This is a genomic window from Streptomyces sp. ISL-87, from assembly GCF_018614095.1.
GTDB lineage: Bacteria > Actinomycetota > Actinomycetes > Streptomycetales > Streptomycetaceae > Streptomyces.
In genome coordinates this window covers 14,235-39,418 of the sequence record NZ_JAGGOY010000021.1, presented here as the reverse complement: position 1 = coordinate 39,418, position 25,184 = coordinate 14,235, and the positions used below count along the sequence as shown (strand labels likewise).

The following is a 25,184-nucleotide window of genomic DNA, read 5'->3' as shown; positions in this document are numbered from 1 at the left end:
GGTCCGCCTACGCTCCCCCGATGAACGAACTGACGCCCGAATCCCTGCACCTGGTCCGCGACCACACGGTCTACGCATGCGTGATGGGCTCGCGGGCGTTCGGCCTGGCCACGGAGGCGAGCGACACCGACCGGCGCGGTGTCTACGTCGCCCCGACGCCGCTGTTCTGGCGGTTCGAGAAGCCGCCCACGCATGTGGAGGGGCCGCGGGACGAGGAGTTCTCCTGGGAGCTGGAACGCTTCTGCGAACTCGCCCTGCGCGCCAACCCGAACATCCTGGAGTGCCTGCACTCCCCCCTGGTGGAACGGGTGACCCCGGTCGGCGAGGAACTGCTCTCCCTGCGCGGGGCCTTCCTCTCCCGCCGGGCCCACACCTCCTTCAGCCGGTACGCGGCCTCCCAGCACGGCAAACTCGTCGCGGACGTCCGTATCCACGGCGCCCCGCGCTGGAAGCACGCCATGCACCTGCTCCGGCTGCTCCTGTCCTGCCGGGACCTGCTGCGCACGGGCCGCCTGACCATCGACGCCGGCCCCCACCGCGACCGCCTCCTCGCGGTCAGGCGCGGCGAACTCTCCTGGGACGAGGCCGGCTCCTGGATGACCCGCCTCGCGGAGGAATCCGAGGCCGCCCTCACCACCACCCGCCTCCCCGAAGCCCCGGACCACGCCCGCGTCCAGGACTTCCTGACCCGCACCCGCCGCGCGTCGGCCGTCTAGGAGGCTCTTGAAGATCTTGCTCCGGCCGACCGATTCACCCCATATTGCCGGTAAATGTCAATCGGGTTGAACCGGTGCAAGCCGGGCGCGTTTTCAAGATCTTCATCAGACTCCTAGGGCGTGTCCCACAACGCGCCGAAGGCGAGCAGTTCGTCGCGGTACTCGATGCGGCCCTCCCAGTCGCGCGGCCAGACGTCCGCGCCGAGGTGGGCGCCCGCGAAGGCGCCGGCGAGGCAGGCGATGGAGTCCGAGTCGCCGCGGGTGCAGGCGGCCCGGCGCAGGGCGAGGAGGGGCTCCTCCGGGAAGAGGAGGAAGCACTGCAGGGCCGTGGCGAGGGCCTCCTCCGCGATCCAGCCGTCGCCCGTGGTCAGGCAGGGGTCCGTTTCCGGGGAAGGTGTACGCAGGGCCGCCGCGAGGCGGTCCAGGACGGCCAGGCACTCGTCCCAGCCCCGCGCGATGAAGGACTCCGGCGAGGCGTCGGACGGCGTCCGCATCCAGAGGTCGCCGAGCCAGAGCTCGTGGTAGCGGGTGCGGTTCTCCAGGGCGTACGAGCGCAACTGCCCCACCAGGCCGGTCACCTCCGTACCCTGCGCCAGCAGGTACACCGCCCGGGCCGTCAGGTCGGAGGCGGCGAGGGCCGTCGGGTGGCCGTGCGTCAGGCCGGACTGGAGCTGGGCCGCGCCGGCCCGCTCGTCCTGTGTCCAGCCGGGCACCAGGCCGACCGGGGCCACCCGCATGTTCGCGCCGCAGCCCTTGGAACCCGTCTGGCTGGCGTCGCGCCAGTCCCGCTCGGGCTGGTCCAGAAGCCGACAGGCCTTCAGGCAGGTGTTGCCCGGGGCCCGGTTGTTCTCCGGGGAGTGGTACCAGTCGACGAACTCCTCCCGGACCGGCCGGGCCAGCCGCAGCGGGGCGATCCGGCCCCGCTCGCCTGCGGTCCGCATCCCGCGCGCCAGGGCCAGCGTCATCTGGGTGTCGTCCGTGACGATCGCCGGCCGGGGCAGGCTCATCTCCCGCCAGGGGCCGGTCTTGGCCAGGATCGACGGCACGTCGTTGAACTCCGTCGGGAAGCCGAGCGCGTCCCCGAGGGCCAGGCCGATCAGGGCGCCCGTCGCGGCTCGCTTCGTCGCCGCAGGCGAACCGGCCGGAGCGGTCGGCGGCGTCGTAGGCGTCTGTGTCATCGCGTGGTTCCTTCCGAAGGGCGCAGCAGAGGCGGGTGCAGGGTGGTCGCAGGCCCCGGCCGGTACAGCGCGGCCGGTTTGCCGCGGCCGCCGGTCAGCCGGGCGGCTCCCGGTACGGCCTCGACGAAGCCGGGTGTGGCCAGGACCTTGCGGCGGAAGTTGGGGCGGTCCAGGGCGGTGTCCCAGATGGTCTCGTAGACGGCCTGGAGCTCGCCGAGGGTGAATTCGGGCGGGCAGAACGCGGTGGCCAGGCAGCTGTACTCCAGCTTCGAGCCCACCCGCTCCCGCGCGTCGGCGAGGATCAGCGCATGGTCGAAGGCCAGAGCGGAGACCTCCCCCACCGGCATCCATCGGGCGTGGGCCGCGTCGCCGCCGCCCTCCACCGCCGGCTCCGGCAGGTCGGGGACCAGCGCCGTGAAGGCCACCGAGACCACCCGCATCCGGGGATCGCGGTCCGGTTCGCTATAGGTCCGCAGCTGTTCCAGGTGGAGGGCCGCAACCAGCGCCTCCGGCAGCCCCGTCTCCTCGGCCAGTTCGCGGCGGGCCGCAGTCTCGGCGGACTCCCGGGGCAGGACGAAGCCGCCCGGGAGCGCCCAGGCCCCCGCGTACGGCTCCTGCCCGCGCCGGATCAGCAGGACGTGCAGCGCCCCGCCGCGCACGGTGAACACCGCCAGGTCGACCGTCACCGCGAACGGCTCGAAGGCATAGGGGTCGTATCCGGCGCTCATCGGTTCTCCGGCAGGGGGTCCGCGAAGTGCCAGCCTTCGGCGAGCAGTTCGTCGACCGCCGCCACGGCCTTCGCCAGCCGGGCCGCCCGGTCCCCGCCCACGACGAGGAAACGCCTGCCGGTGCGTGCGAGTTCCTCGCGGAACCGCCCGGTCATCCAGGGCCTGAGCTGCGGCCCGTCCCGCAGCCCGTCGTCCTCGAAGGGCACGTCGGCGTGGTCCGTCAGCAGGTACAGATCCCGCCGGGTCAGCTCGGCGATCTTCTCGACCTCCTCGCTGCGCCCGCCCATGTACCGCTCGTGCCAGATCCCGGTCGCGAAGGAGTCGGTGTCGCAGAACAGCACCGGCGAGCCCAGCCGGGCCGCGCGCTCCTCCTCCGCGTCCTGGCGCCGCGCGATCACCGGGAACTCCTCCGAGGTGAAGGAGACGTCCTCCCACGAGGCCGCCGGGTCCGCCGCGCGGGCCGCCGCCAGCTTCTCCTCGCTGTACTGGCGCCCGTACTCGGCGACCCAGCCCGTCTTGGCCCAGACCCCGCCGCGCCCGCGGTAGTGCTCCGCCAGCGCCCGCGACAGCGTCGTGGTCCCCGTGGACTCGGCGCCGAGTACGACGACCCGCCGGGTCAGGGAGGCCCGTACGGCCGGGCCCAGGAACTCCCAGCAGCCTGCCGGGTCCTCGCGTACCGCCGTCCCGGACACGGGGAACAGCGTCCGCCCCCGGTCCACCAGCACCTCCTCGGCGCCGAACCGCCGCGCGAGCTCGGTCCCGTACGCCTCCGAGGTGAACACGGCGTCCACCCGTCCGGCCACCGCGCCCCGGAAGATCGCCATGTGGGCCTCCCAGATCGCCGGGTCGTGCAGGTCCACCGGGATGTCGTCCACCGCGCCGACGACCTGGGCCCCGGGGTGCGCCTCGCGCATCCAGGCGACCCGGTCCGCGAGCGGCACTGATTCCACGGAGGCCGCGCACACCAGCACGGTGAGCCGCTCGCACTGGTCCTGGGCGGTGCGTACGAGGTGGTGGTGCCCGGCGTGGGGCGGGTAGAACTTGCCGAGCACAAGGCCGTGCCTGAAGCGCTTCCCGCCGCTCATGCCGTCGCCTCCGCAGCCGTACGGGCGCCCGGCGCGGGCAGCGTCCGCCGCCAGCCGAGCAGTCCGACCACGCACAGGGCGAGGAATCCGACGTAGAGCACGGAGGTCAGGTAGAGCCCCTTGTAGGCGTAGAGCGGGACGTAGACGAGGTCGGCGGCGATCCACAGCCACCAGGACTCGACGAGCTTGCGGCACTGGCCGTAGGTGGCCGCGAGCGAGAGCCCGGTGGTCAGCGCGTCCCAGAACGGGACGGTGGAGTCGGTGACCCGGCTCAGCAGGAGGGTCAGGGCGAGCACCCCCACCGCCCCCGCCACGGCCAGCGCGGCCCATTCGGTGCGCGTGGTGCGGCGCACCGGCAGGGCCTCGGCGGCGCCTGGTCCACCCCCGTGGGTCCAGGACCACCAGCCGTACGCGGCGAGGGCGATGAAGACGATCTGCAGCCCGGCGTCGGCGTAGAGGCCCGCCTGGGCGAAGAGCACGATGAAGAAGATGTTGTTGGCGATGCCGATCGGCCAGTTGGCGATGTGCTGCCGGGTGACCAGCCAGACGCACAGGGCGCCCGTGGCGAACCCGAGTACCTCGGTCCAGCTCATGGTCCAGCTCATGCCGGCCCCCTCACTCCCCTTTAATAGTCATGTTGACTATAAACACGGAAGGGTGCTCCGGACAAGAGAGCTCCGGACAAGAGAAAACCCGCGGTGCCGACGGGCACCGCGGGTTTTCGAACCGGAACTGACCGGAGGTGACTACAGACCGACCTCGCGCATGAGCATGCCGACCTCGGTGTTGGTCAGACGGCGCAGCCAGCCGGACTTCTGGTCGCCCAGCTCGATCGGCCCGAAGGAGGTCCGTACGAGCTTCTCGACCGGGAAGCCAGCCTCCGCCATCATGCGGCGGACGATGTGCTTGCGGCCCTCGTGGAGGGTCACCTCGACCAGGTAGTTCTTGCCCACCTGGTCCACGACGCGGAAGTGGTCGGCGCGCGCGTAGCCGTCCTCCAGCTCGATGCCGTCCTTGAGCCGCTTGCCGATCTCGCGGGGCAGCGGGCCGGTGATGGCCGCGACATACGTCTTCTTCACGCCGTACTTCGGGTGCGTCAGGCGGTGGGCCAGCTCACCGTGGTTGGTGAGCAGGATGATGCCCTCGGTCTCGGTGTCGAGCCGGCCGACGTGGAAGAGACGGGTCTCACGGTTGGTGACGTAGTCGCCGAGGCACTGGCGGCCGTCCGGGTCCTCCATGGTGGAGACGACGCCGGCGGGCTTGTTCAGCGCGAAGAACAGGTACGACTGGGTGGCGACGGTCAGGCCGTCCACCTTGATCTCGTCCTTCGGCTGGACGCGCTTGCCCTGTTCCAGCACGATCTCGCCGTTGACCTCGACGCGGGCCTGCTCGATGAGCTCCTCGCACGCGCGGCGCGAGCCCATGCCGGCACGGGCGAGCACCTTCTGCAGGCGCTCACCCTCCTCCTCGGCGCCCGGGAAGGTCTTGGGGGTCTTGATCACGGGCTTGTCGGCGTACCGGTCGCGCACGCGCTCCTCGATCCGCGCGTCCAGCTCGCGGGGGCGGGACTGGCCGCTGCGGCTGCCGGGACCGCTGCGCGGGCCGCCGGCTCCGCCGATGCCGGGGGTCTTGGAGGTCTTGGGGCCGCCCTTGGCGCCACCGCGCGCGGCAGCTCCTCGGGCACCGCCGCCGCCCGCCTTGGGGCCGCTGCGGCCGCTGCGCTCGCCCTCGGGGCCTACGTCGTAGCGACGCTCCTCGGGGCGGGGGTTGCGCGGGCGCTGGGGCGCCTGGTCGCGATCACGGTCGCGGTCGCGCGAGCCACCCGCGCCGCCCGCGCCGGAGCCGCCGCCACCGCGGTAGCCACCGCCACCGCCGGAGCTGCCGCCCGAGCTGCCGCCCCGGTAGCCACCGCCACCGGAGCTACCGCCGGAGCTGCCGCCGCGGTAGCCACCGCCCGCGCCGGAGCCGCCGCCGCGGGAGCTGCCACGCCCACCACCGCCGCCGCCGCTGTTCCTGTTTCCGCCGCCGTTGCCGTTACCGCTGCTTCGCATCAAAGTTCCGTCGTCTTGTCGTCTTTATCGGTGTCCGGTGCGTCCGGATCGAACGACGGAACACCCTCTTGCGTCTCGGCTTCGATCGCGTCCGCCTCGGGGAGGAAGGGCGCGAGCTCCGGGAGCTCGTCCAGGCCGCGCAGGCCCATCCGCTCCAGAAAGTAGTTCGTCGTCCTGTACAGGATCGCACCTGTTTCGGGTTCCGCGCCCGCCTCGGCCACCAGACCGCGCTGAAGGAGGGTCCTCATGACCCCGTCGCAGTTGACTCCGCGGACCGCCGAGACCCGCGATCGGCTCACCGGCTGGCGGTACGCGACGACCGCGAGGGTCTCCAGGGCCGCCTGGGTGAGCCGGGCCTGCTGGCCGTCCAGAACGAAGCCCTCGACGGCCGGGGCGTACTCCGCGCGGCTGTAGAACCGCCACCCTCCGGCGACGAGCCGCAGCTCGAAGCCCCTCCCCTGCACCGCGTACTCGTCGGCCAGCTCCCGGAGGGCGGCCGCGACCTCGCGCGGGGTCCGCTCCAGCACCTTGGCCAGGTGCTCCTCGGTCGCGGGCTCGTCCACGACCATGAGGACGGCCTCCAGGGCGGGCTTCAGCGCCAGCCCGGCCACGTCGCTCATTCCTTCGCCTCCACGATCTGATCGAACTCGTCACTGACGTCCGGCAGCCGCCCGTCCCCTTCCGCATCCCCGTCCCCGCCGCTCCAGCGCACGGTGAGCGTCTTGAGGGCCTCCTCCTGGTCGAGGACCACCGCCTTCTCCCGGTAGAGCTCCAGGAGGGCCAGGAAGCGCGCGACGACGGTGAGGGTGTCCGGGGCGTCCTCGGTGAGCTCCTGGAAGGTCGCCTCGCCCCGGGCCCTGAGCATCGCGACGACGAGTCCGGCCTGCTCGCGCACGCTGACGAGCGGGGCGTGGATGTGATCCACGTAGACCTGCGGCTTGGCCCGGGGCTGCATGGCCTGCACGGCCAGCCGGGCGAACCCCTCCGCGCCGATGCTGATGACCACCTCGGGCAGCAGTTCGGCGAGGTGCGGCTCCAGCCCCACGGTGCGCGGGTACCGCTTGCCCTCGCTCTCGGCCCGGTTCTGGAAGATCTCGGCGACCTGCTTGTACGCCTTGTACTGGAGCAGCCGCGCGAAGAGCAGGTCCCTGGCCTCCAGCAGCGCGAGGTCGGCCTCGTCCTCGACCTCGGCGACGGGCAGCAGCCGGGCGGCCTTCAGATCGAGCAGGGTGGCGGCCACGACGAGGAACTCGGTGGTCTGGTCGAGATCCCAGTCGGGCCCCATGGCCCGGATGTGCGCCATGAACTCGTCGGTCACCTTGGACAGTGCGACCTCGGTGACGTCGAGCTTGTGCCGCGAGATCAACTGGAGCAGCAGATCGAAGGGCCCCTCGAAGTTCGCGAGCCGCAACGTGAACCGCCCGTCGCCTCCGGCGGGTGCCGCGCCCTCGCCCACGCCCACGCTCCCGCGCCGCGCGGCGGGCCCGTCGGCCGACGCGGGTTTGCCGCCCTCGGAGCCCCCGGAGGGGCGTGCGGCCACGACCGGGTCCGGCCCGCCGACGGGTCCGGGGGCCCGGTGGGGCTGGGGCGCCACGTCGGCGTCGGCATCGGCATCGGCATCGGCATCGGCATCGGCATCGGCGGATGCGTCCGGGGACTCCGCGGGTCGTGCAGCGGGCGCGGCGAGGGGGCCGGGGGCCTGCCCCCGGTTTCGGGAAGGGGCGGGGTCGGGGAGCGCTTCCTCCCCGCCCCGTACGGCCTCGGCCGCACCCGTGGAACCGTCCGCCGGAGCGGCAGCGGCAGGGGCAGGGGTGCCCGGGCCGCGGCCCAGCAGGCGGCGGGCCGGTCGGCCGGGTTCGGCGGGAGAGGGCATCACGGTCCAGGGTGGTACGGAAAACACGGCTGGTCTGCCGACACGACGGGGTGGTGGACGGCCGCCACACCCACGTGCCCGGCGAGGGCGGGCCGAACGGCAGTACCCGCCGCCACCAGCAGCCTAGAGCCCGCCCCGCCCGGCACGGCGCACCTCGGGCACAACAGACAGCAGCCCCGGGAGCGGGCAGGGGTGTCGGGCGGCAGCCCCGCAGCCGGACGGGGCCAGCCGCCACGCAGCCGAGGGCCGGATCAGCCGCCGCGCAGCCGGGCGAGCCCATCAGCCACGCAGCCGGGCTGTGCAAGCCGCCACGCAGCCGGGCGGGCCGGGACCCACGCAACCGGGCGGGCCATCAGCCACGCAGCCGGGTGGGTCAGCGGCCGCGGAGGCGGCGGACCAGGATGCTCGCGTCGCCGCGGGATTCGAGGTCCGCCAGGACCACCGCCACCGCCTCGCGGACGATGCGGCCGCGGTCGACCGCCAGCCCGTGCTCCCCGCGCAGCACCAGCCGCGCGTGTTCCAGGTCCATGAGCTCCTCCGCGGAGACATAGACCGTGATCTTCTCGTCGTGCCGCTCGCGCCCGCTCGGGCGCCGGTTCGCGCCCCGCCCCTGGCCGCCCTTGCCCCGCCGGGACGACGCGTCCGCGCCGCCACCGACGGCAACGGTGACAGAACCTTCCTGCGGCCGCCTCGGCGCCCCCACGACAGGCTCCGTACCGCCAGCCTCAGCCTCCCGGCTGCGGCCCTCCCCCGCCGTGCCCTCCGCCGACGCCGCCGAGTGTCCCGACGGAGCCGCCGAGGGCTCCTCGGCGCCCCGCCGCGGCGAGGAGGACTGCAGCGCCATCCCGCCGGTCGTGCGGAACAGTTCGTCGGCTCCGGGCAGACTCACTCGGCGGGACACCGGGCGAGCACCTCCCTGGCCAGCTGGCGATAGGCGGCGGCACCGACGGAGTTGGAGGCGTACGTCGTGATCGGCTCGCCGGCGACCGTGGTCTCCGGGAAGCGCACCGTACGGCCGATGACCGTGTGGTAGACGTGGTCGTCGAAGGCCTCGACGACGCGCGCCAGCACCTCACGGCTGTGCACCGTACGGGAGTCGTACATCGTGGCGAGGATGCCGTCGAGCTCCAGCTCCGGGTTGAGCCGCTCCTGCACCTTCTCGATGGTCTCGGTCAGCAGCGCCACACCACGCAGCGCGAAGAACTCGCACTCCAGCGGCACGATGACCTTGTGAGCCGCCGTCAGGGCGTTCACGGTCAGCAGACCGAGCGAGGGCTGACAGTCGATCACGATGTAGTCGTAGTCGGCCATCAGGGGCTTGAGCGCCCGCTGGAGCGTCGACTCGCGCGCTACCTCGCTGACCAACTGCACTTCCGCAGCGGACAGGTCGATGTTGCTCGGCAGCAGGTCCATGTTCGGAACCGCCGTCTTGAGCAGCACCTCGTCGGCCGACATACCCCGCTCCATGAGCAGGTTGTAGACCGTCAGGTCGAGTTCCATCGGGTTCACGCCGAGACCCACGGACAGCGCGCCCTGCGGGTCGAAGTCGACGAGCAGCACGCGGCGCCCGTACTCGGCGAGCGCGGCACCCAGGTTGATGGTCGACGTGGTCTTGCCCACGCCGCCCTTCTGGTTGCACATCGCGATGATCTTCGCCGGACCGTGGTCGGTCAGCGGACCCGGGATCGGGAAGTACGGCAGCGGCCGTCCGGTCGGGCCGATCCGCTCACGGCGCTGGCGGGCAGCGTCGGGGGCGAGAGTGGCCGCGTACTCGGGGTCGGGCTCGTACTCCGCGTCGGGGTCGTAGAAGTGCCCCTCGGGCACCTGGTCATAGTCGGCGAAACCCACGGGCTTTTCGCCGCTCAGGTCGCCGGCCCTGGAGTTCACGTCTAGGCCGTCCATGCTCTTTTGGGGCGTCGTCATGTGCTGGTGGTTTGCGAAGGTGCGGACTGCGACAGAGCCGACAGCTTCGAGCCCGGCGGAACCCTGTCCCCGCTCAGGCGTCCCTGCTCGACCACCTCCAGGAGCAAATGTCGACTCATTCACAAGTCGTCTTACCTCCTCGGACGTGACCAGGACACTTATCGATAGGTCAGCGTGGCACCATGCCGACGGTTGGCGACTCTATGGCGTGTCACCACTCAGCGGCAACACAATCCACCGGACCCGGCACGATGTGTCGGCAACCGAACACCACTCTGTCAAGGGCGTGCGCCCTGTCGCTGCGAAGTTTCGCGGGTGTGCGAAAGGGTTAAAGGGTTACGTTCGAGGCGAGTTGAACAGTCCCGCCGGGCCGGACACGTGAGATTGACGTCAGTCGTTGACGGGTCAGCCGAGCAGCGTGCTCAGCTCAAGGGTCTGGAGGCCGTGGGCCTCGGCGACCGGACCGTAAACGACCTGGCCGTCATGGGTGTTGAGGCCCAGCGCGAGCGCCGGGTCACGACGGAGCGCCTCGGCCCAGCCGAGGTTCGCGAGCTGCACGATGTACGGCAGGGTCGCGTTGGTCAGCGCGTAGGTGGAGGTGTTCGGCACCGCGCCCGGCATGTTGGCGACGCAGTAGAAGACCGAGTTGTGGACCTGGAAGGTCGGCTCGGCGTGGGTGGTCGGACGGGAGTCCTCGAAGCAGCCGCCCTGGTCGATCGCAATGTCGACAAGGACACTTCCGGGCTTCATCTTGGCGACGAGCTCGTTGGTGACCAGCTTCGGGGCCTTCGCACCCGGGATCAGCACCGCGCCGATGACGAGGTCGGCCTCGACGACGGCCTTCTCCAGTTCGTAGGCGTTGGAGACGATCGTCTTGATCTTCGTACCGAAGATCTTGTCGGCCTCGCGGAGCTTGTTGATGTCGCGGTCCAGCAGGGTCACGTGGAAGCCCATGCCGATGGCGATCTGCGCGGCGTTCCAGCCGGAGACGCCGCCGCCGATGACCACGCACTCGCCGGCGTGGGTGCCGGGGACACCGCCGGGGAGGACGCCGCGGCCGCCGGCCGAGCGCATCAGGTGGTAGGCGCCGACCTGCGGGGCCAGGCGGCCCGCGACCTCGGACATCGGGGCGAGCAGCGGGAGCGCGCGGTTGGCGAGCTCGACCGTCTCGTACGCGATGGCGGTGGTGCCGGACTCCAGCAGGGCGTCCGTGCACTCGCGGGAGGCCGCGAGGTGCAGGTACGTGAAGAGGGTCTGGTCCTTGCGAAGGCGGTGGTACTCCTCCGCGATGGGCTCCTTGACCTTCAGCAGCAGGTCGGCGGTCGCCCAGACCTCGTCGGCGGTACCGAGGATCTCCGCGCCGGCCGAGACGTACTCGGCGTCGGTGATCGAGGAGCCCATACCGGCGTTCTGCTCGATGAAGACCTGGTGGCCGTTACGGACCAGCTCATGCACGCCGGCGGGCGTGATGGCGACCCGGAACTCGTTGTTCTTGACCTCGCGGGGGATGCCGACCTTCATCGTCGATCACGGTCCTTGGCTCAGGGGATTTTCGGGGGCACTTCCATACATACCCGCCCACAAGAACGCGCAACGGGATGCACCACGGGATGTCGTGGTGAAGCCAGTCTAATGAAGGACGACGCGCTGTCTAGCCTTGCAAACAAATAATCTCAGTCGGAATCACTACGGATTTCGCAGGCTGCGGGGTCGTCTCCCAGCAATCTGTCGGCCGCCGAGCGGTGCAGCCTGGCAGCCGCGGGATCACCCAGCCGGTCCAGCGTGTCGGCCAGGCGCACCTGGAGCGCGGCCTGAAGTCGCAGGTCTCCGGCCCGGCGCGCGAGCTCGACCGCTTCGCGGCAGGTGTGCAGCGATTCCTCGGGCCGCCCGGCGTACTCCTGAATACGCGCCATCTCGCTCAACGCCTTTGCCCGGCCCGGGACATCGGCCAGCTTCCGGTAGCCCGCGGCGGCGGCGCGCCAGCTGCGCAGCGCGTCCCCGTAGCGCCCCGCATACGTGTGCACATTGCCGAGCCGCCCGTACAGCCGGGCCTCGTCCGCGCGCTCCCCCCGGGCCAGGGCCTGGGACAGGGCCCGGCGGAACCAGTCGGAGGCCCGGTGCCAGTCCGCCAGCTCCTGGTAGGCACCTCCTACGGATTCCATCGCGCGGCCGGTCGCGTAGGGATCGTTCGCCGCCCTTCCGGCGTCCAGCGCGGCCCGGTAGCGCTCCAGCGCCTCCTGGGTCCGGCCGGTCTCGGCGTCCAGGTCGCCCAGGTTCAGCAGCGCGGCGGCCTGCTCGCGGTGCAGGTCGCGGCGCTCGGCCACGTCCAGGACCAGGCGGTGCAGGCCGTACAGCTCGGGCGCGGACTCGGCGGTCCCGCGGTGCTCCGCGAGGGCCCGTACGAGGGCCGCGACCAGCCGGCGCGCCAGGGTGTCCAGCGCACCGTCCGCCACGGCCAGGGAGGCGGCGGCGGACAGGGCGGGCAGCCGGGTGTCCAGCCAGGTGGCGGCGGCCCGCCGGTCGGCGAAGCGCAGGGCGCGCGGCAGCCCGTCCAGCTTCTCCCGCGCGGCGTCCTCGTCCTCCTCGGCCATGGCCCGGCAGGAGTGCAGCAGCCGCACGGTCCGCTCCAGCATCCGCGCCCGGGCCAGCTGCACCTCGGCGGGGCGCTCCTTGGCTTGGAGGAGGGCCTGGAGGAAGGGGGCGAGGCATCCGGGGAGCAGGAACAGGCCGTCGCGGTCATGCCGTACGAGTCCCAGCCCGGCGAAGTCCTCCAGGGTGGACTGGGCGGCGGCCACCGAACAGCCCGCGAGGGCGGAGGCGGTGTGCGAGTCGAGGACGCCGGCCGGGGCGAGCGGAAGCAGCCGCAGGGTCCGCTGGGCCGGCTGCGGCAGGGATTCGTAGACGAGGCGGAAGGCACGGCCGAGCGGGCCGCTGGTGCCGGGCGGCATGTCGTGGAGCTGCTTGGCCACGTCGGAGACGGAGGCCTTGGGGTGGGCGGCGAGCCAGCCGCCGGCCAGGCAGATGGCCGCGGGCTGGCCTCCGCACTCCTCGGCGAGGGTCTCGGCGGCGCGGGGGTCCGCGGTGACGCGGGTGTCGCCGATGTGCTGGGCGAGCATCGCGACGGCGGAGGGGGTGTCCAGTCCGCCGAGGGTGCAGGGGCGCACATCCGGAATGCCGGTGAGGGGTCCCTCGGCGGTCACCACGACGAGGCACTCGGGGGTGTCCGGCAGCAAGGCGTCCACCTGCTGGGGATCGGCGGCGTCGTCGACAAGCAGGATCACGCGGCGGCCGTCGAGGGCGGACCGCAGGACGGAACTCAGCTCGTCCTCGCCGGCGCCGGGCGGGGTCGGCTGCCCCAGCCCCTCCAGCAGCCCCCTGACGGCCCGTTCGGTGGCGACGGTTTCGCCACCGGGCGTGGTCAGCCGGGTCCGGAACACCCCGTCGGGGTAGTCGTCGGCCACCTCGCGTACGAATGCCTCCGCGAGGGCGGTGCGGCCGGAGCCGGGGCGGCCGGCGACGAGCAGCACCCGCGCGCGGGGCGCCTTCGCCTTCCGGCCGGAGAGGGTGTCGAGCCCGGTCCGTGCGATGTCCTCGCGGAGCTCCTTGAGCTCGCGCCGCCGCCCGACGAAATCCGTCACGGATCCGCTCCTCTCCCTGCCTTCGGGTTGCGAGCGTAGTTCACGGAGAGCGACGACTCGTGTGGAGCGCGGCGGGCAAATCGCCCGATCGGATCAGCCGATGGTCACACCACGCCGTGTCGGGACGTGTTCAGCCTCGCCGGCGTTCGAGGCGCCGGGGGTCCCCCGGACGGTGTCTGAGGGTAGGGGTCCCCCCGGACGGAGTCTGGGGGAGGTCCGGGGGCGGCGCCCCCGGCAGCGCCCCCGCAGCGGCTCCGCAGACGAAACGAACCCGCGCGGCCCCGCCGGAACCCGGCAGGGGTCAGGCCTCGTACGGGCGGGCCGGCCAGGGGGACAGTCCCGGCCGGAGGGTGGCGAGGCCGCCCTCGGAGGCAAGGGCGGCGGACAGCGCCAGCACGCCCGTCACCAGCCCCGGGTTGCTCAGCTCCCCCGCCAGGACACCCCGTACCAGATCGCCCAGCGGCGCCCACGCCACCTCCATGTCGGCCTCCTCCGAGCCGGAATCGGCGTACCGGTCGCCGTCCGCCTCCGAGACGTCCCGCGCGAGGAAGACCCGGACCGCCTCGTCCGACCCGCCCGGCGACGCGTAGAAGTCGGCCAGCACCCGCCAGTCCTCCGCCTTGACGTGCGCCTCCTCGTACAGCTCCCGCTGCGCCCCGCGCAGCGGGTTCTCCCCGGGCACGTCCAGCAGCCCCGCCGGCAGCTCCCACAGCCGCCGGCCCACCGGGTGCCGGTACTGGCTCAGGACCAGGACCCGCCCCGCCTCGTCCAGCGCCAGCACGCACACCGAGCCCGGGTGCACCTGGTAGTCGCGGCGGGCCACCGATCCGTCCGGCATCCGGACCTCGTCGGAGTTCACCCCCGTCTTCGCACCCTGGAACGGCCGCTGGGTCGACACCGTCTCCCAGGATTCCGACGTGTCCTTGATGGCGATGCCCATGCCGAATGCCCTCCACAACGCGTGACAGCCGGGGTACGGATCTTCCGTACCCCGGCTGTCTACGTTATGCGGTCACACAGACGCGTCAGTTGCCCGCCTGCTGGCGCTCCACCGCCGCCTTGACCAGACCCGCGAACAGCGGGTGCGGCCGCGTCGGGCGCGAGCGCAGCTCCGGGTGGGCCTGGGTGGCCACCAGGTAGGGGTGGACCTCGCGCGGGTACTCGACGTACTCGACGAGCTTGTTGTCCGGGGAGGTGCCGGAGAAGACGATGCCCGCCTTCTTCTCCAGCTCGCCGCGGTAGGCGTTGTTCACCTCGTAGCGGTGCCGGTGGCGCTCGTCGACGTACGCCTGGTCGCCGTAGACCTCGCGCACGATGGAGCCCTCGGCGAGCTTCGCCGGGTACATGCCCAGGCGCATGGTGCCGCCCAGGTCGCCCGCGCCCTCGACGAAGGCCAGCTGCTCCTCCATGGTCGAGATGACCGGGTGCGGGGTCGAGGCGTCGAACTCGGTGGAGTTCGCGTCCTCGATGCCCGCCAGGTTCCGCGCGGCTTCGATGACCACGCACTGCAGACCCAGGCACAGGCCCAGCAGCGGGATCTTGTTCTCGCGGGCGTACGTGATCGCGCCGACCTTGCCGTTGACACCGCGGTCGCCGAACCCGCCGGGCACGCAGACCGCGTCCACGTCGCTCAGCTGCGCGGCGGCGCCCGCCGGGGTCTTGCAGTCGTCGGAGGTGACCCACTTGATCTGGACGCGGGCCTTGTTGGCGAACCCGCCGGCGCGCAGCGCCTCGGTCACCGACAGGTACGCGTCGGGCAGGTCGATGTACTTGCCGACGAGCGCGACCTTGACCTCGTGGTCGGGGTTGTGGACCCGGTCCAGCAGGTCCTCCCACACCGTCCAGTCCACGTCGCGGAACGGCAGGTCGAGCTTGCGCACGACGTACGCGTCCAGGCCCTCGGTGTGCAGCACCTTGGGGATGTCGTAGATCGACTTGGCGTCGATGGCGGCGACCACCGCGGCCTCGTCGACGTCGCACATCAGCGAGATCTTGCGCTTGATCGAGGTGGGGACCTCGCGGTCGGCGCGCAGCACGATCGCGTCGGGCTGGATGCCGATGTTACGCAGCGCCGCGACCGAGTGCTGGGTGGGCTTGGTCTTCAGCTCGCCGGAGGGGCCGATGTAGGGCAGCAGCGAGATGTGCACGACGAAGACGTTGTCGCGGCCGACCTCGTGGCGGACCTGGCGGACGGTCTCCAGGAACGGCAGCGACTCGATGTCGCCGACCGTGCCGCCGACCTCGGTGATGACGACGTCGACGTCCTCGGTCGCCATGCGGCGGATGCGGTGCTTGATCTCGTTGGTGATGTGCGGGATGACCTGCACGGTGTCACCGAGGTACTCGCCGCGCCGCTCCTTGGCGATGACCGTCGAGTAGACCTGGCCGGTGGTGACGTTGGCCGAGCCGTCGAGGTCGACGTCGAGGAAGCGCTCGTAGTGGCCGATGTCCAGGTCGGTCTCGGCGCCGTCGTTGGTGACGAACACCTCGCCGTGCTGGAACGGGTTCATCGTGCCCGGGTCGACGTTCAGGTACGGGTCGAGCTTCTGCATCGTGACCCGCAGACCGCGCGCCTTCAGCAGCGCACCCAGGCTGGAGGCCGTCAGGCCCTTGCCGAGGGACGAAGCGACACCCCCGGTGACGAAGATGTGCTTGGTCGTCATGGATTTGGGCGGCATCGCCAAGAGGGGGCTCCCGTGGTCGCGAAGTGAGGTGCGTCCGGCGCCGGCCACCATCGAACCGGAGGGTCTCAGGGGGCGCCGAAGCTGCGGTTTCGGGGCTCCTGATTCGCACAGGCAGACCACCGGTCCACGGGGTACCAGCCTATCAGCGCCCGGGCCGGTCTGCCTCCGGCCACCCGGCGGGGTGCCCTCCGGGACGGCCCGGCGAACGGTCCGGCCTGGTCACCGGCCGGTCGCCCGCGGTCGCCCGAAGCTCGCCAGTCAGTCGCCCGAAGCTCGCCCGGGGGCGCGCCCGGGGCGCGCCCGGCGGTCACCCGTTCGGCGGAGCCACATTGTTCCCGGGCTTAAGGAGATCACTAGGGTGCCGACATATCCTGCTCGGATATCGCTGCACATCGCCCGCCGAGCAGTCCGGGAGACGGCGCAACCCCGCCGGCTTGAGGGATCATGGCTCGATGCGGGGGTTTCTCTCCACCCAGGAGACCGCGCAACCGCGCATTGCAAGCGCCCTTAGGGGCGGACGTGGCCGTTCGACTGGAGATGCAACGTGTCCGGGCGCATCGAGGATTACGCACTGATCGGGGACATGCAGACCGCGGCGCTGGTCTGCCGGGACGGATCGGTGGACTGGTTGTGTCTGCCACGTTTCGATTCCCATGCCGCCTTCGCGAGCATCCTCGGCACCGAGGATCACGGCTTCTGGCGGATCGGCCCGGCGTTCCCCGCCGACGCCGAGGCGCCACGCGCGAGCCGCCGCAGCTACCGCGGCGATTCACTCGTGCTTGAGTCGGAGTGGGACACCCCACGCGGCACCGTGCGCGTCATCGACTTCATGCCGCCCCGCGAGGACCACGCGCCGCAGCTGATCCGCATCGTGGAGGGCGTCAGCGGACGCGTCCGGATGCGCTCCGCGCTGCGCATGCGGTTCAGCTACGGGCGGGTCGTGCCCTGGGTGCACAAGGTCGACGGGCGCACCGTGGCCGTCGCCGGCCCCGACTCGGTCTGGCTGGACACCGAGGCGCAGACGTACGGCGAAGACCTGACGACGTACTCCGACTTCACCGTCCGGGCCGGTGACCGGCTCGCCTTCTGCATCAGCTGGCAGCCCTCCCACAAGGGCCCGCCGGAGACTCCCGACGCCGAGGCCGCGCTGGACGCCACCAGCGAGTTCTGGCGGGACTGGGTGGAGCACTGCACGTATCACGGGCCCTACCGGGAGGCGGTCGTCCGCTCCCTGATCACGCTCAAGGCCCTCACGTACGGCCCCACGGGCGGGATCGTCGCCGCTCCGACGACCTCCCTCCCGGAGGAGATCGGCGGCGTACGGAACTGGGACTACCGCTACACCTGGCTGCGCGACGCGGCGATCACCCTGTCCTCGCTGCTGCGCACCGGCTACCGCGACGAGGCCTCCGCCTGGCGGGACTGGCTGCTGCGCGCGGTGGCCGGCGATCCGGAGAACCTGCAGATCATGTACGGGATCGCGGGCGAGCGGGAGCTCGGCGAGACCGAGCTGGACTGGCTGCCGGGTTACGAGAACTCGCGGCCGGTCCGCGTGGGCAACGGCGCCGCGCACCAACTCCAGCTCGACGTGTACGGCGAGGTCACCGAGGCCCTGCACCTGGGCCACATGACGGGCCTGGCCCGCAACGACTACGCCTCGCTGCTCCAGCTCAAGCTGATCCGCTACCTGGAGGCCCACTGGGACCAGCCGGACGAGGGCATCTGGGAGGTGCGCGGCCCGCGCCGCCACTTCGTGCACTCGAAGGTGATGGCCTGGGTGGCCGTGGACCGCACGATCAAGCTGATCGAGAGCGGGGACGCGGACGGCCCCCTGGACCGCTGGCGCGAGCTGCGCGACGAGATCCACCAGGACGTGTGCGAGAAGGGCTTCGACAAGGAGCGCAACACCTTCACCCAGTCGTACGGGTCGAGGGAGCTGGACGCCTCACTGCTGCTGATTCCGCAGATGGGCTTTCTGCCGCCGGACGACAAGCGGGTCATCGGCACGATCGAGGCGATCCAGCGCGAGCTGTCCACGCCCGACGGTTTCATCCTGCGCTACCCCACGGCCGGCGAGGAGGCCGGCGTGGACGGGCTGGAGGGAGACGAGGGGGCGTTCCTCGCGTGCTCGTTCTGGATGGCGGACGACCTCGCGATGATCGGCCGGGTCGACGAGGCCCGCCGGCTCTTCGAGAAGCTGCTCTCGCTCCGCAACGACCTGGGCCTGCTGGCCGAGGAGTGGGACCCGCGCCTCCAACGCCAAGTCGGCAACTTCCCACAGGCCTTCAGCCACGTCCCCCTGATCGACACGGCCCTGCGTCTGACGGCGAGCGGGGCGTACGGGGGATAGTCCCGGCCCCGCCGAACCCAGCCCCGCCGGTGTTCGGCGGGGCCGGATTCGGCGGGGCCCAGGTCTTTTCAGCCTCGCCGGCGTTTGAGGCGCGGGGGTTCGGGGGCTGGCCCCGGCAACGGCGCCGCACGGCCGATCCCCGGCTCGCCGCGCCCTGCCACCCCCTCCCGCCTACCCTGAAAGGGTCCGCGCCCTTTCCCGGAAGGGGACCGCCATGGCGCCCCTCTCAAAGGCCGGCAAGGCACTCGCCGCGCTCCGCGAGGATCTGTCCGGTTCTGTCTTCACCTCGGACGATCCGGGCTACGACGAGGCCCGCAGGCTGTTCAACGCGCTGATCGACCGCAGGCCGGCCGTCATCGCCCAGTGCGAGAGCGTCCCGGACGTCGCCACCGCCGTGCGCTTCGCCCGGCAACTGGACCTGCCCATCGCGGTACGCGGCGGCGGCCACAGCGTCGCCGGCATGTCCCTCAACGACGGCGGAGTCGTCATCGACCTGCGCCGGATGCACGAGGTGACGGTCCACCCGGCGGCGAAGGCAGTACGGGTCGAGGGCGGAGCCCTCATGAGCCACCTGGACCGCGCCTGTCAGCCGTACGGCCTGGCAACCACCGGCGGCCGGGCCTCCACCACCGGCCTGGGCGGCTATGTGCTGGGCGGCGGCTCCGGCTGGGTGGACCGGAAGTTCGGGCTGGCCTGCGACAACCTGCTGGGCGTAGAGCTGGTGACGGCCGACGGCCAGGTCGTGGACGCGACGGCGGAGGAGAACCCCGACCTGTTCTGGGCCCTGCACGGCGGCGGCGGGAACTTCGGCGTCGCCACCTCGCTGACGCTGCGCCTGCACGAGCTGCCGGTGTTCTCGATCGCCATGGTCCTGGCCCTGCCGGAGCACGGCCCCGCCCTGGCCCGCGCCTACCGCGACATCATCGACTCCGGCCCGGACGACGCCGCCGGCGGTGTCATCTACATGACCGGCCCGCCGGAGGAGTTCGTCCCGCCCCATCTGGTCGGCACGCTGCTGTCCGGCGCGCTGATCACCTACACGGGCCCCGAGGACGAGGTACGCAGGCTCGCCGAGCCGCTGCTGTCGATCCCGCACGAGGTGGAGATGGTCACCGCCCTCCCGTACGCGGACTTCCAGACCCAGTTCGACGATCCGCCCGACCTGCGCAACTACTGGTCCGCGGAGTACCTCACCGGCGCCCCGGACGAGCTGGTGGACGTGTTCTGCGCCCGCGCGGACAGCATGCCGGTGCCGACGGGCTGCCAGCACGTGCTCTTCCCGCAGGGCGGCGCCATCGCCACGGGCCCGCCCGAGTGGCCGGTCCCCTACCGGGACGCGACCTGGGCCGTGCACCCCTTCGGGATCTGGGAGGACGCGGCGGACGACGGCCGCGCCATCCAGTGGGTCAGGGACGTACGGACCGACGTGCAGCCGTGGAGCACCGGCGCGGTCTATCTCAACTTCACCGGCGACGAGGGGCCCGAGCGCGTGGTCGCGGGTGTGGGCGCCGACAATCTGGCCAGGCTGGCTGCGGTGAAGCGGGAGTACGACCCGGACAACGTCTTCCGCTTCAACCACAACATCAAGCCCGCCTAGTGCCGTGGCCGGANNCCTTGCCGGTCACGGCACTAGGCGTTCCGGGAGGGTGCTAGGACAGGGCGGCGATCACCTCGCGCGCCGCCCGCTCCCCCTCGGTGGCCCCGCCTTCCATGAACCCCTGGAAGTCGTACGAGCAGTGCTCGCCGCCGATGTGGACGCGTCCCTGGGCGGTGCCCTCGTACTTGGCGTAGCGGTGCAGGTAGCCGATCGGCCAGTACGAGTACGCGCCGAGGGAGTACGGGTTGCGGTGCCAGGCGGACAGCTGCGCCCGCCCGTTCCACACGGCCCTGGTGCCCGGGAAGAACGCGTCGACGCCCGTCAGCACGCGGTCCGCGAGGGTGCGTACGTACGGATCGGCCTCGGTGGCGAACGGCGTGGCCGGAGTGAGCGCCCCGGCCAGGCTGCCGCCGCCGTACTGGAGCAGGATGCCTCCCGTGCCCGGCTGGACCTTGGTGGTGTCCCAGGTCTGCTGGACGCCGGAGTCGGTGAAGCAGTCCCCGGCGGAGACCCCCGGCCAGACCCCGGTGCCGCTCCAGGGCCGGGCGGTGAACTGCATGTTGAGCTTGGTGCAGTAACCCATCCGGGCGTCGCGCAGCAGGTTCTTCATCAGCGGGTCGAAGCCGGCCCCGCTGAGGTCGATCCGCTGGAGGATCGGCAGCGGCACGCACAGGATGGTGTGGTCGGCGACGACCGTGCGGGTCGCGCCCGCGTCGTTGAAGGTCAGCGTCTGGGTGCCGTCGGCGGCCACCCGTACGGCGACCAGCTCGCGGCCCATCACGAGGGAACCGGCGGGCAGCGCCTTGGCGATGGCGTTCGGCAGCTGGTCGTTGCCGCCGGTGATGTGGTAGCGCTCGTTGGACAGGCCCCAGACGTTGAAGTTGCCGGGGTTGGGCTGGTAGCCCATCAGCAGGACCAGGGCGAGCGCCGACTGCTGGTCGGTGTCGGCACCGTACTCGACGTTGTACGCGACGTCGATGAAGCGGCCGAGCCGGGAGCCGTGGCCGCCGGGGACGCGGGTTTCGATCCACTCGTGGAGCGACATGTTGTCCAGGGCGGTGCCGGCCGGGGTCGAGGAGTTCCAGGTGACTTCCCCGGACTCCACCAGGTCGCGGTGCAGCGCCTGGTAGACGGCCTTGAAGTCCTCGTCGGCCTGGGTGCGCGGGTAGTAGGTCCCGTTGAACCAGAGGACTTCCTCGGCGCCGTTGGGTCCGCCGCCGAGGAAGTCCTCGGTGGGCAGGTTGAAGCGGCGGCACAGCTCCAGGATCTTCTTGTGGCTGGTGTCGATCAGCTCGCCGCCGATCTCGGAGGTCTGCCCGTACGCCCAGTGCGAGCGCTGGGTCCACATCCGGCCGCCGACCCGGCTCGGGTTGGCCTCGTAGAGCGTGCAGTTGACGCCGGCGTCCTGGAGGGTGAGGGCCGCGGTGAGCCCCGAGATGCCGGCGCCGACGACGGCGACGCGGGCGGGGGTGACGGGCTTCTTGTCGGGGACGGCCTCGGCGGCGTAGGCGGTCGCGGCCGGGGCGAGCGCGGCGCCGAGTCCGAGGGCGGCGGCGCGGCCGAGCAGTTCACGGCGGCCGAGGCCGCGGACCTCGGCGACGGGCAGGGAGAGGCGGCGCGCGGCGGCGTGCTCGGCGGCCAGCTGCCGGAGGGCGTGCATCAGGGGAGTACGGGCCATGGCGGTGCTCCTACTCGGATTCTCAGACGGTCGCGGAGGACGGGGCGGGGTCTTCGGTGCGCTCGGCGGAGTCCTCCAGGACGACGCGGCCGATGATCTCGTAGCGCTCGGGGGCCTTGAACTTCAGCCAGAGCCCGAGCCCCAGCCCGCCGAAGAACACGACGCCGACGATCCACGGGATCAGGGTGAAGAAGAACGAGTCGGCGGCGAGCCCGGCGGCGGTCTTCATGTTGACCACCAGCAGGACGACCACGGCGGTCATGCCGATCCCGCCGAGCAGCGGGGCCGTCAGCGTCCGGAACCAGTGCCGGTCCTCGGGGTGGTTCTTGCGGAAGTAGCCGATCACCGCGAAGGAGCACAGGGTCTGGACGATGAGGATCGCCATCGTGCCGAGGATCGCGAGCAGCGTGTAGAGGTGGATGTACGGGTCCTGGCCGGTCAGCCAGAACAGCGCGACCAGGCCGGTGGCGATGGCGGTCTGCACGACGGACGCGATGTACGGGGACCCGTGCTTGGCGTGGGTCCGGCCGAGCCCGGGGTGCAGGAAGCCTTCGCGGCCGATGGCGTACAGGTAGCGGGCGGCGCACTGGTGGAAGGCCATGCCGCAGGCGAAGGAGCCGGTGAGCAGCAGCCACTGGAAGGCGTCGACGGCCCAGCCGCCGATGAAGGTCTGGGTGGGCGCGAAGAACAGGTCGAGGGGGCTCGCGGAGGCGGACAGTTCGACGGACTTGGCGAGGCCGTTGCCCGCGATGGTCATCCAGGAGACGTAGATGTAGAAGAGGCCGACGCCGACGACGGAGATCAGGGTCGCCTTGGGGATGACCCGCTTGGGGTCGCGGGACTCCTCCCCGTACATCGCGGTGGACTCGAAGCCGACCCAGGACCAGAAGGCGAAGAAGAGGCCCAGCCCGGCAGAGGTGCCGGTGAACGCGTGCTTGGGGTTGACCGGTTCGAGGGGGATCCCGTCCGGGCCGCCGCCCGCGACCAGTACGGCGGTGGCGACGGCGAAGAGGACGGCGATCTCGGCGACGAGCATCACGCCGAGTGCCTTGGCGGTGAGGTTGATGTCGAAGTGCGCGAGGGCGGCGGTGACCGCGAGCATGGCCGCCGCGTAGACGATCCAGGGCACGTCGGCGCCGAGCTGGTCCTTGACGGTGGTCTTGGCGAAGTAGGAGAACACGCCGACGATCGAGGCCTCGAAGACGATGTACGCGAGGACCGCGAGCATGCCGGACGCCATGCCGGCGATCCGGCCGAGGCCGTGCGAGATGTATCCGTAGAAGGCGCCGGCGGCGGTGATCCGCTTGGCCATGGCGACGTAGCCGACGGCGAAGACGGTCAGCACGACGGTGGCGAACAGGTAGCCGGCCGGGGCGCCGGTGCCGTTGCCGAAGCCGACGGCGATGGGGAGGTTGCCGGTCATGGCGGTGATCGGGGCCGCGGTGGCGACGGCCATGAACACGACGCCGACCAGGCCGACCGAATTGGCCTTGAGCCGGTGGACCGGGGGGACCTGCCCCGCTCCTTGGGCTTGTGGTGTGGTGTCTGCGCTCATCGGGTCCTCGTTCCTGTCGGGAGGGCGCCACTCTCCCCCGGAGTGACGCATGCCACAATCGGCACGCGGTCCGATAATCTCCTTGCGGGGACGACGAGTTGTCGGGCCGGACGGGGGCATATCGGGCACCGTAACCATCCGGTGATGTGCTCGGAACAGGGCTGGCGGTACCGTCCCGCGATATGGACAACCAGGGCGGGATCACCGTTCAGCGGGCGCTGGAGCTGCCGGGACTGCGCAGCGGGCTGCCGGAGGTGGTGGCCTGCGCCGACCGCCTCGGGCGGACCGTGCGCTGGGTGCACGCGGGCGAGGTGCCGAACATCGCGTCCCTGCTCAAGGGCGGCGAGTTGCTGCTGACCACCGGGCTCGGCCTCGGTACCCGGCCCGCCGAACAGCGTGCCTTCGTACGCCGCCTGGCGGACCGGGGGATCGCAGCGCTGGTGGTGGAACTCGGGCCGCGCTTCACCCGCCTTCCGGCGACGATCGTCGAGACCGCCCGCTCGGCCGGCCTCCCGCTCGTCCAACTGCACCGGGAAGTCCCCTTCGTGACGGTGACGGAGGAGGTCCACACCGAGATCGTCAACGGCCACTACGCGCTGCTCCAGCGGGCCGAGGAGATCCACCGGCGCTGTACGGAGGCCCTGCTGGGCGGCGGCGGCATTCCGCAGGTGCTGCACATCCTGGCCGACTTCACCGCGAACCCCGTCTTCCTGGAGACCCCGGACGGCCAGCTCCTGTACGCGGCCGGCCCGGTCTCCGGTGAGGCCGCGGCGGACCCGCTCCAGGTGTGGGAGGGCCTACGGGGCCAACGCGAGGCGGAGCCGTCGGCCAACACGGTGGTGGTCGACGTCCCCGGAGGCGGCCACGGTACGGGCTCGGTCCGCGCGCGGATGGTCCTCCTGGGTGTCACGGCTCCGCTCCTCCCCGTCCACCGGATGGCGGCGGAGCGGACGGCGGGCGTGCTGGCGGTCGTACTGATGCAGGCGCGGCAGGAGGACGAGCTGGCGGCGCGCGGCCGCGGGGACTTCCTCACGGACCTGGCGGAGGGGCGGATCTCGGCGGAGGACGCGCCGGCGCAGGCCCGCGTCCTGGGCTTCAGGCCGGGCGGGGGGCCCTTGCTCCCGGTGGTCATGCGGCTCTCCTCCGACCTGGGCCCGGCGGGCAACTGGGCGGTCCTGGCCCGGGCGGTGCTGGAAGAGCTGTCCTCGGTCGGCGTCCCGGTCCTGCTGGGCGTCCGCCCGGTGGAGGGCCGGGTGCCGCTGCTCGTGTCCCTGCGCGCGGAGTCGGAACGCACGGCGGTGGCGGACCGGGTCGCGGCCGCGCTCCGGGCCGGGGTCGAACGCGCCGGCCTGGACCGCGCCGCCGCCCCGCCGGCGGTGGTGGTTGGCGTCGCGGGCGGCTGGGCGGCGGCCTCGGCGGGCCTGCGTCACGCGGCCGAAACCGCGACGGCGGCCCACGGTCTGCCTTCCCGCCCCTGGTACGACGCCCGCCGCCTGGACATCGACCTGTTGCTGTGGCGGCTGCGCGAACACCCCGACCTGGCGGCCTTCGTGGACCGCGCGATCGGCCCGATCCGGGCCCACGACGTGTCGTCCCGCCCCCCTCTCCTGCCCACCCTGGAGACGTACCTGGCCCACGCGGGCCGCAAGGCGGAAACAGCCCGGGAGCTGCACCTCAACCGCCAGACGCTGTACAACCGCCTGGCCCGCATCTCGGAGCTCCTGGGCACGGACCTGGACGACCCGGAGACGGTCCTCTCCCTGAGCCTGGCCCTACGCGCCCGCCGCCACGCGCCTTCGCCTGCGCCGTCGCCTTCTTGACGCGACTCTCGCACGGCTCGGCCCTGGCGGGCCTCCCCGGCTTCGAGCCGCGGCGCCGGTGGCCGGGGTGCGGGGCCGGGTGCGGGTGGGTCGGCCCTGCGGGGCTGTCCCCTGCCCGCCCTTCCACCGTTCCCTGGGGCTCCGCCCCAGACCCACCTTCCAGCCCTCCGGGCACATCCGGCCCCACTGGACACATCCCCGCCGGGCCACCCGGCCCACGCCGGGCACACCAGCCACGCTGGCACACCCAGCCCCGCCGGCACACCCAGCCTCGCCGGCGTTTGAGGCGCGGGGGTCCGGGGGCTGGC

Annotated in this window: 19 protein-coding genes; 4 read left to right on the top strand and 15 right to left on the bottom strand. The window is 72.0% G+C overall.

The window, feature by feature from the left end:
* Nucleotides 1-20 precede the first annotated feature (20 nt).
* A complete protein-coding gene (locus J7I97_RS07915; RefSeq protein ID WP_214932076.1) occupies nucleotides 21-716 on the top strand; it encodes a DNA polymerase beta superfamily protein in 696 nt (231 codons plus the stop codon).
* 113 nt (nucleotides 717-829) lie between these two features.
* Here J7I97_RS07915 and J7I97_RS07910 read toward each other — a convergent pair whose 3' ends face one another.
* From J7I97_RS07910 to J7I97_RS07850, 13 genes are all read right to left on the bottom strand, one after another.
* Nucleotides 830-1,894, bottom strand: coding sequence for an ADP-ribosylglycohydrolase family protein (locus J7I97_RS07910; RefSeq protein WP_214932073.1), 1,065 nt, complete (start codon nucleotides 1,892-1,894; stop codon nucleotides 830-832).
* A complete protein-coding gene (locus J7I97_RS07905; protein WP_214932071.1) occupies nucleotides 1,891-2,622 on the bottom strand; it encodes an NUDIX domain-containing protein in 732 nt (243 codons plus the stop codon). The genes J7I97_RS07910 and J7I97_RS07905 overlap by 4 nt, the downstream gene beginning before the upstream one ends.
* Nucleotides 2,619-3,707 carry an AAA family ATPase gene (locus tag J7I97_RS07900; RefSeq protein WP_214932068.1) on the bottom strand — a complete coding sequence of 363 codons (1,089 nt, stop codon included), beginning with the start codon at nucleotides 3,705-3,707 and terminating at the stop codon, nucleotides 2,619-2,621. Before J7I97_RS07900 ends, J7I97_RS07905 begins: the two co-directional genes overlap by 4 nt.
* A complete protein-coding gene (pnuC, locus tag J7I97_RS07895) occupies nucleotides 3,704-4,312 on the bottom strand; it encodes a nicotinamide riboside transporter PnuC (RefSeq protein ID WP_214932066.1) in 609 nt (202 codons plus the stop codon). Before pnuC ends, J7I97_RS07900 begins: the two co-directional genes overlap by 4 nt.
* A 141-nt stretch (nucleotides 4,313-4,453) precedes the next feature.
* Nucleotides 4,454-5,758 carry a pseudouridine synthase gene (locus J7I97_RS07890; protein ID WP_214932064.1) on the bottom strand — a complete coding sequence of 435 codons (1,305 nt, stop codon included), beginning with the start codon at nucleotides 5,756-5,758 and terminating at the stop codon, nucleotides 4,454-4,456.
* On the bottom strand, nucleotides 5,758-6,378 hold the full coding sequence (gene scpB, locus J7I97_RS07885) for an SMC-Scp complex subunit ScpB (protein ID WP_214932062.1): 621 nt from the start codon (nucleotides 6,376-6,378) through the stop codon (nucleotides 5,758-5,760). Before scpB ends, J7I97_RS07890 begins: the two co-directional genes overlap by 1 nt.
* A complete protein-coding gene (locus J7I97_RS07880) occupies nucleotides 6,375-7,631 on the bottom strand; it encodes a ScpA family protein (protein ID WP_214932060.1) in 1,257 nt (418 codons plus the stop codon). The genes scpB and J7I97_RS07880 overlap by 4 nt, the downstream gene beginning before the upstream one ends.
* Nucleotides 7,632-8,004: 373 nt before the next feature.
* On the bottom strand, nucleotides 8,005-8,532 hold the full coding sequence (locus J7I97_RS07875; RefSeq protein WP_214932058.1) for a hypothetical protein: 528 nt from the start codon (nucleotides 8,530-8,532) through the stop codon (nucleotides 8,005-8,007).
* Nucleotides 8,517-9,677, bottom strand: a complete 1,161-nt coding sequence (locus tag J7I97_RS07870) for a ParA family protein (RefSeq protein ID WP_374103694.1) — start codon at nucleotides 9,675-9,677, stop codon at nucleotides 8,517-8,519. The genes J7I97_RS07875 and J7I97_RS07870 overlap by 16 nt, the downstream gene beginning before the upstream one ends.
* A 282-nt stretch (nucleotides 9,678-9,959) precedes the next feature.
* Nucleotides 9,960-11,075 carry an alanine dehydrogenase gene (ald, locus tag J7I97_RS07865; protein ID WP_214932056.1) on the bottom strand — a complete coding sequence of 372 codons (1,116 nt, stop codon included), beginning with the start codon at nucleotides 11,073-11,075 and terminating at the stop codon, nucleotides 9,960-9,962.
* A 152-nt stretch (nucleotides 11,076-11,227) separates the two neighbouring features.
* The gene (locus J7I97_RS07860; protein WP_308369216.1) at nucleotides 11,228-13,192 is read right to left on the bottom strand and encodes a tetratricopeptide repeat protein; all 1,965 of its coding nucleotides are present in this window, start codon (nucleotides 13,190-13,192) and stop codon (nucleotides 11,228-11,230) included.
* A 301-nt stretch (nucleotides 13,193-13,493) separates the two neighbouring features.
* Nucleotides 13,494-14,126, bottom strand: a complete 633-nt coding sequence (locus J7I97_RS07855) for an NUDIX domain-containing protein (protein ID WP_374103695.1) — start codon at nucleotides 14,124-14,126, stop codon at nucleotides 13,494-13,496.
* A 91-nt stretch (nucleotides 14,127-14,217) separates the two neighbouring features.
* Nucleotides 14,218-15,870 carry a CTP synthase gene (locus tag J7I97_RS07850; protein WP_214932052.1) on the bottom strand — a complete coding sequence of 551 codons (1,653 nt, stop codon included), beginning with the start codon at nucleotides 15,868-15,870 and terminating at the stop codon, nucleotides 14,218-14,220.
* Between the two features lie 589 nt (nucleotides 15,871-16,459).
* Here J7I97_RS07850 and J7I97_RS07845 point away from each other — a divergent pair.
* Complete coding sequence (locus J7I97_RS07845) at nucleotides 16,460-18,226, top strand: glycoside hydrolase family 15 protein (protein ID WP_214932109.1); 1,767 nt, start codon at nucleotides 16,460-16,462, stop codon at nucleotides 18,224-18,226.
* A gap of 214 nt (nucleotides 18,227-18,440) precedes the next feature.
* Entirely contained in the window at nucleotides 18,441-19,823 is a 1,383-nt protein-coding gene (locus J7I97_RS07840) for an FAD-binding oxidoreductase (protein WP_214932050.1), read from the top strand.
* Nucleotides 19,824-19,875: 52 nt separating this feature from the next.
* On the opposite strand, the gene J7I97_RS07835 is transcribed toward J7I97_RS07840, so the two are convergent.
* Nucleotides 19,876-21,501: an NAD(P)/FAD-dependent oxidoreductase gene (locus J7I97_RS07835; protein ID WP_214932048.1), complete on the bottom strand. Its 1,626-nt coding sequence runs from the start codon at nucleotides 21,499-21,501 to the stop codon at nucleotides 19,876-19,878.
* Between the two features lie 22 nt (nucleotides 21,502-21,523).
* Complete coding sequence (locus J7I97_RS07830; protein ID WP_214932046.1) at nucleotides 21,524-23,056, bottom strand: APC family permease; 1,533 nt, start codon at nucleotides 23,054-23,056, stop codon at nucleotides 21,524-21,526.
* 182 nt (nucleotides 23,057-23,238) lie between these two features.
* Here J7I97_RS07830 and J7I97_RS07825 point away from each other — a divergent pair, with 182 nt between their 5' ends.
* A complete protein-coding gene (locus J7I97_RS07825; RefSeq protein ID WP_214932044.1) occupies nucleotides 23,239-24,876 on the top strand; it encodes a PucR family transcriptional regulator in 1,638 nt (545 codons plus the stop codon).
* Nucleotides 24,877-25,184 lie beyond the last annotated feature (308 nt).

Coding starts and splice junctions, on each gene's coding strand:
- J7I97_RS07915 (WP_214932076.1), top strand. CDS start 21: ATGAACGAACTGACGCCCGAATCCCTGCACCTGGTCCGCGACCACACG.
- J7I97_RS07910 (WP_214932073.1), bottom strand. CDS start 1,894: ATGACACAGACGCCTACGACGCCGCCGACCGCTCCGGCCGGTTCGCCT.
- J7I97_RS07905 (WP_214932071.1), bottom strand. CDS start 2,622: ATGAGCGCCGGATACGACCCCTATGCCTTCGAGCCGTTCGCGGTGACG.
- J7I97_RS07900 (WP_214932068.1), bottom strand. CDS start 3,707: ATGAGCGGCGGGAAGCGCTTCAGGCACGGCCTTGTGCTCGGCAAGTTC.
- pnuC (WP_214932066.1), bottom strand. CDS start 4,312: ATGAGCTGGACCATGAGCTGGACCGAGGTACTCGGGTTCGCCACGGGC.
- J7I97_RS07890 (WP_214932064.1), bottom strand. CDS start 5,758: ATGCGAAGCAGCGGTAACGGCAACGGCGGCGGAAACAGGAACAGCGGC.
- scpB (WP_214932062.1), bottom strand. CDS start 6,378: ATGAGCGACGTGGCCGGGCTGGCGCTGAAGCCCGCCCTGGAGGCCGTC.
- J7I97_RS07880 (WP_214932060.1), bottom strand. CDS start 7,631: ATGCCCTCTCCCGCCGAACCCGGCCGACCGGCCCGCCGCCTGCTGGGC.
- ald (WP_214932056.1), bottom strand. CDS start 11,075: ATGAAGGTCGGCATCCCCCGCGAGGTCAAGAACAACGAGTTCCGGGTC.
- J7I97_RS07850 (WP_214932052.1), bottom strand. CDS start 15,870: ATGCCGCCCAAATCCATGACGACCAAGCACATCTTCGTCACCGGGGGT.
- J7I97_RS07845 (WP_214932109.1), top strand. CDS start 16,460: ATGCAGACCGCGGCGCTGGTCTGCCGGGACGGATCGGTGGACTGGTTG.
- J7I97_RS07840 (WP_214932050.1), top strand. CDS start 18,441: ATGGCGCCCCTCTCAAAGGCCGGCAAGGCACTCGCCGCGCTCCGCGAG.
- J7I97_RS07835 (WP_214932048.1), bottom strand. CDS start 21,501: ATGGCCCGTACTCCCCTGATGCACGCCCTCCGGCAGCTGGCCGCCGAG.
- J7I97_RS07830 (WP_214932046.1), bottom strand. CDS start 23,056: ATGAGCGCAGACACCACACCACAAGCCCAAGGAGCGGGGCAGGTCCCC.
- J7I97_RS07825 (WP_214932044.1), top strand. CDS start 23,239: ATGGACAACCAGGGCGGGATCACCGTTCAGCGGGCGCTGGAGCTGCCG.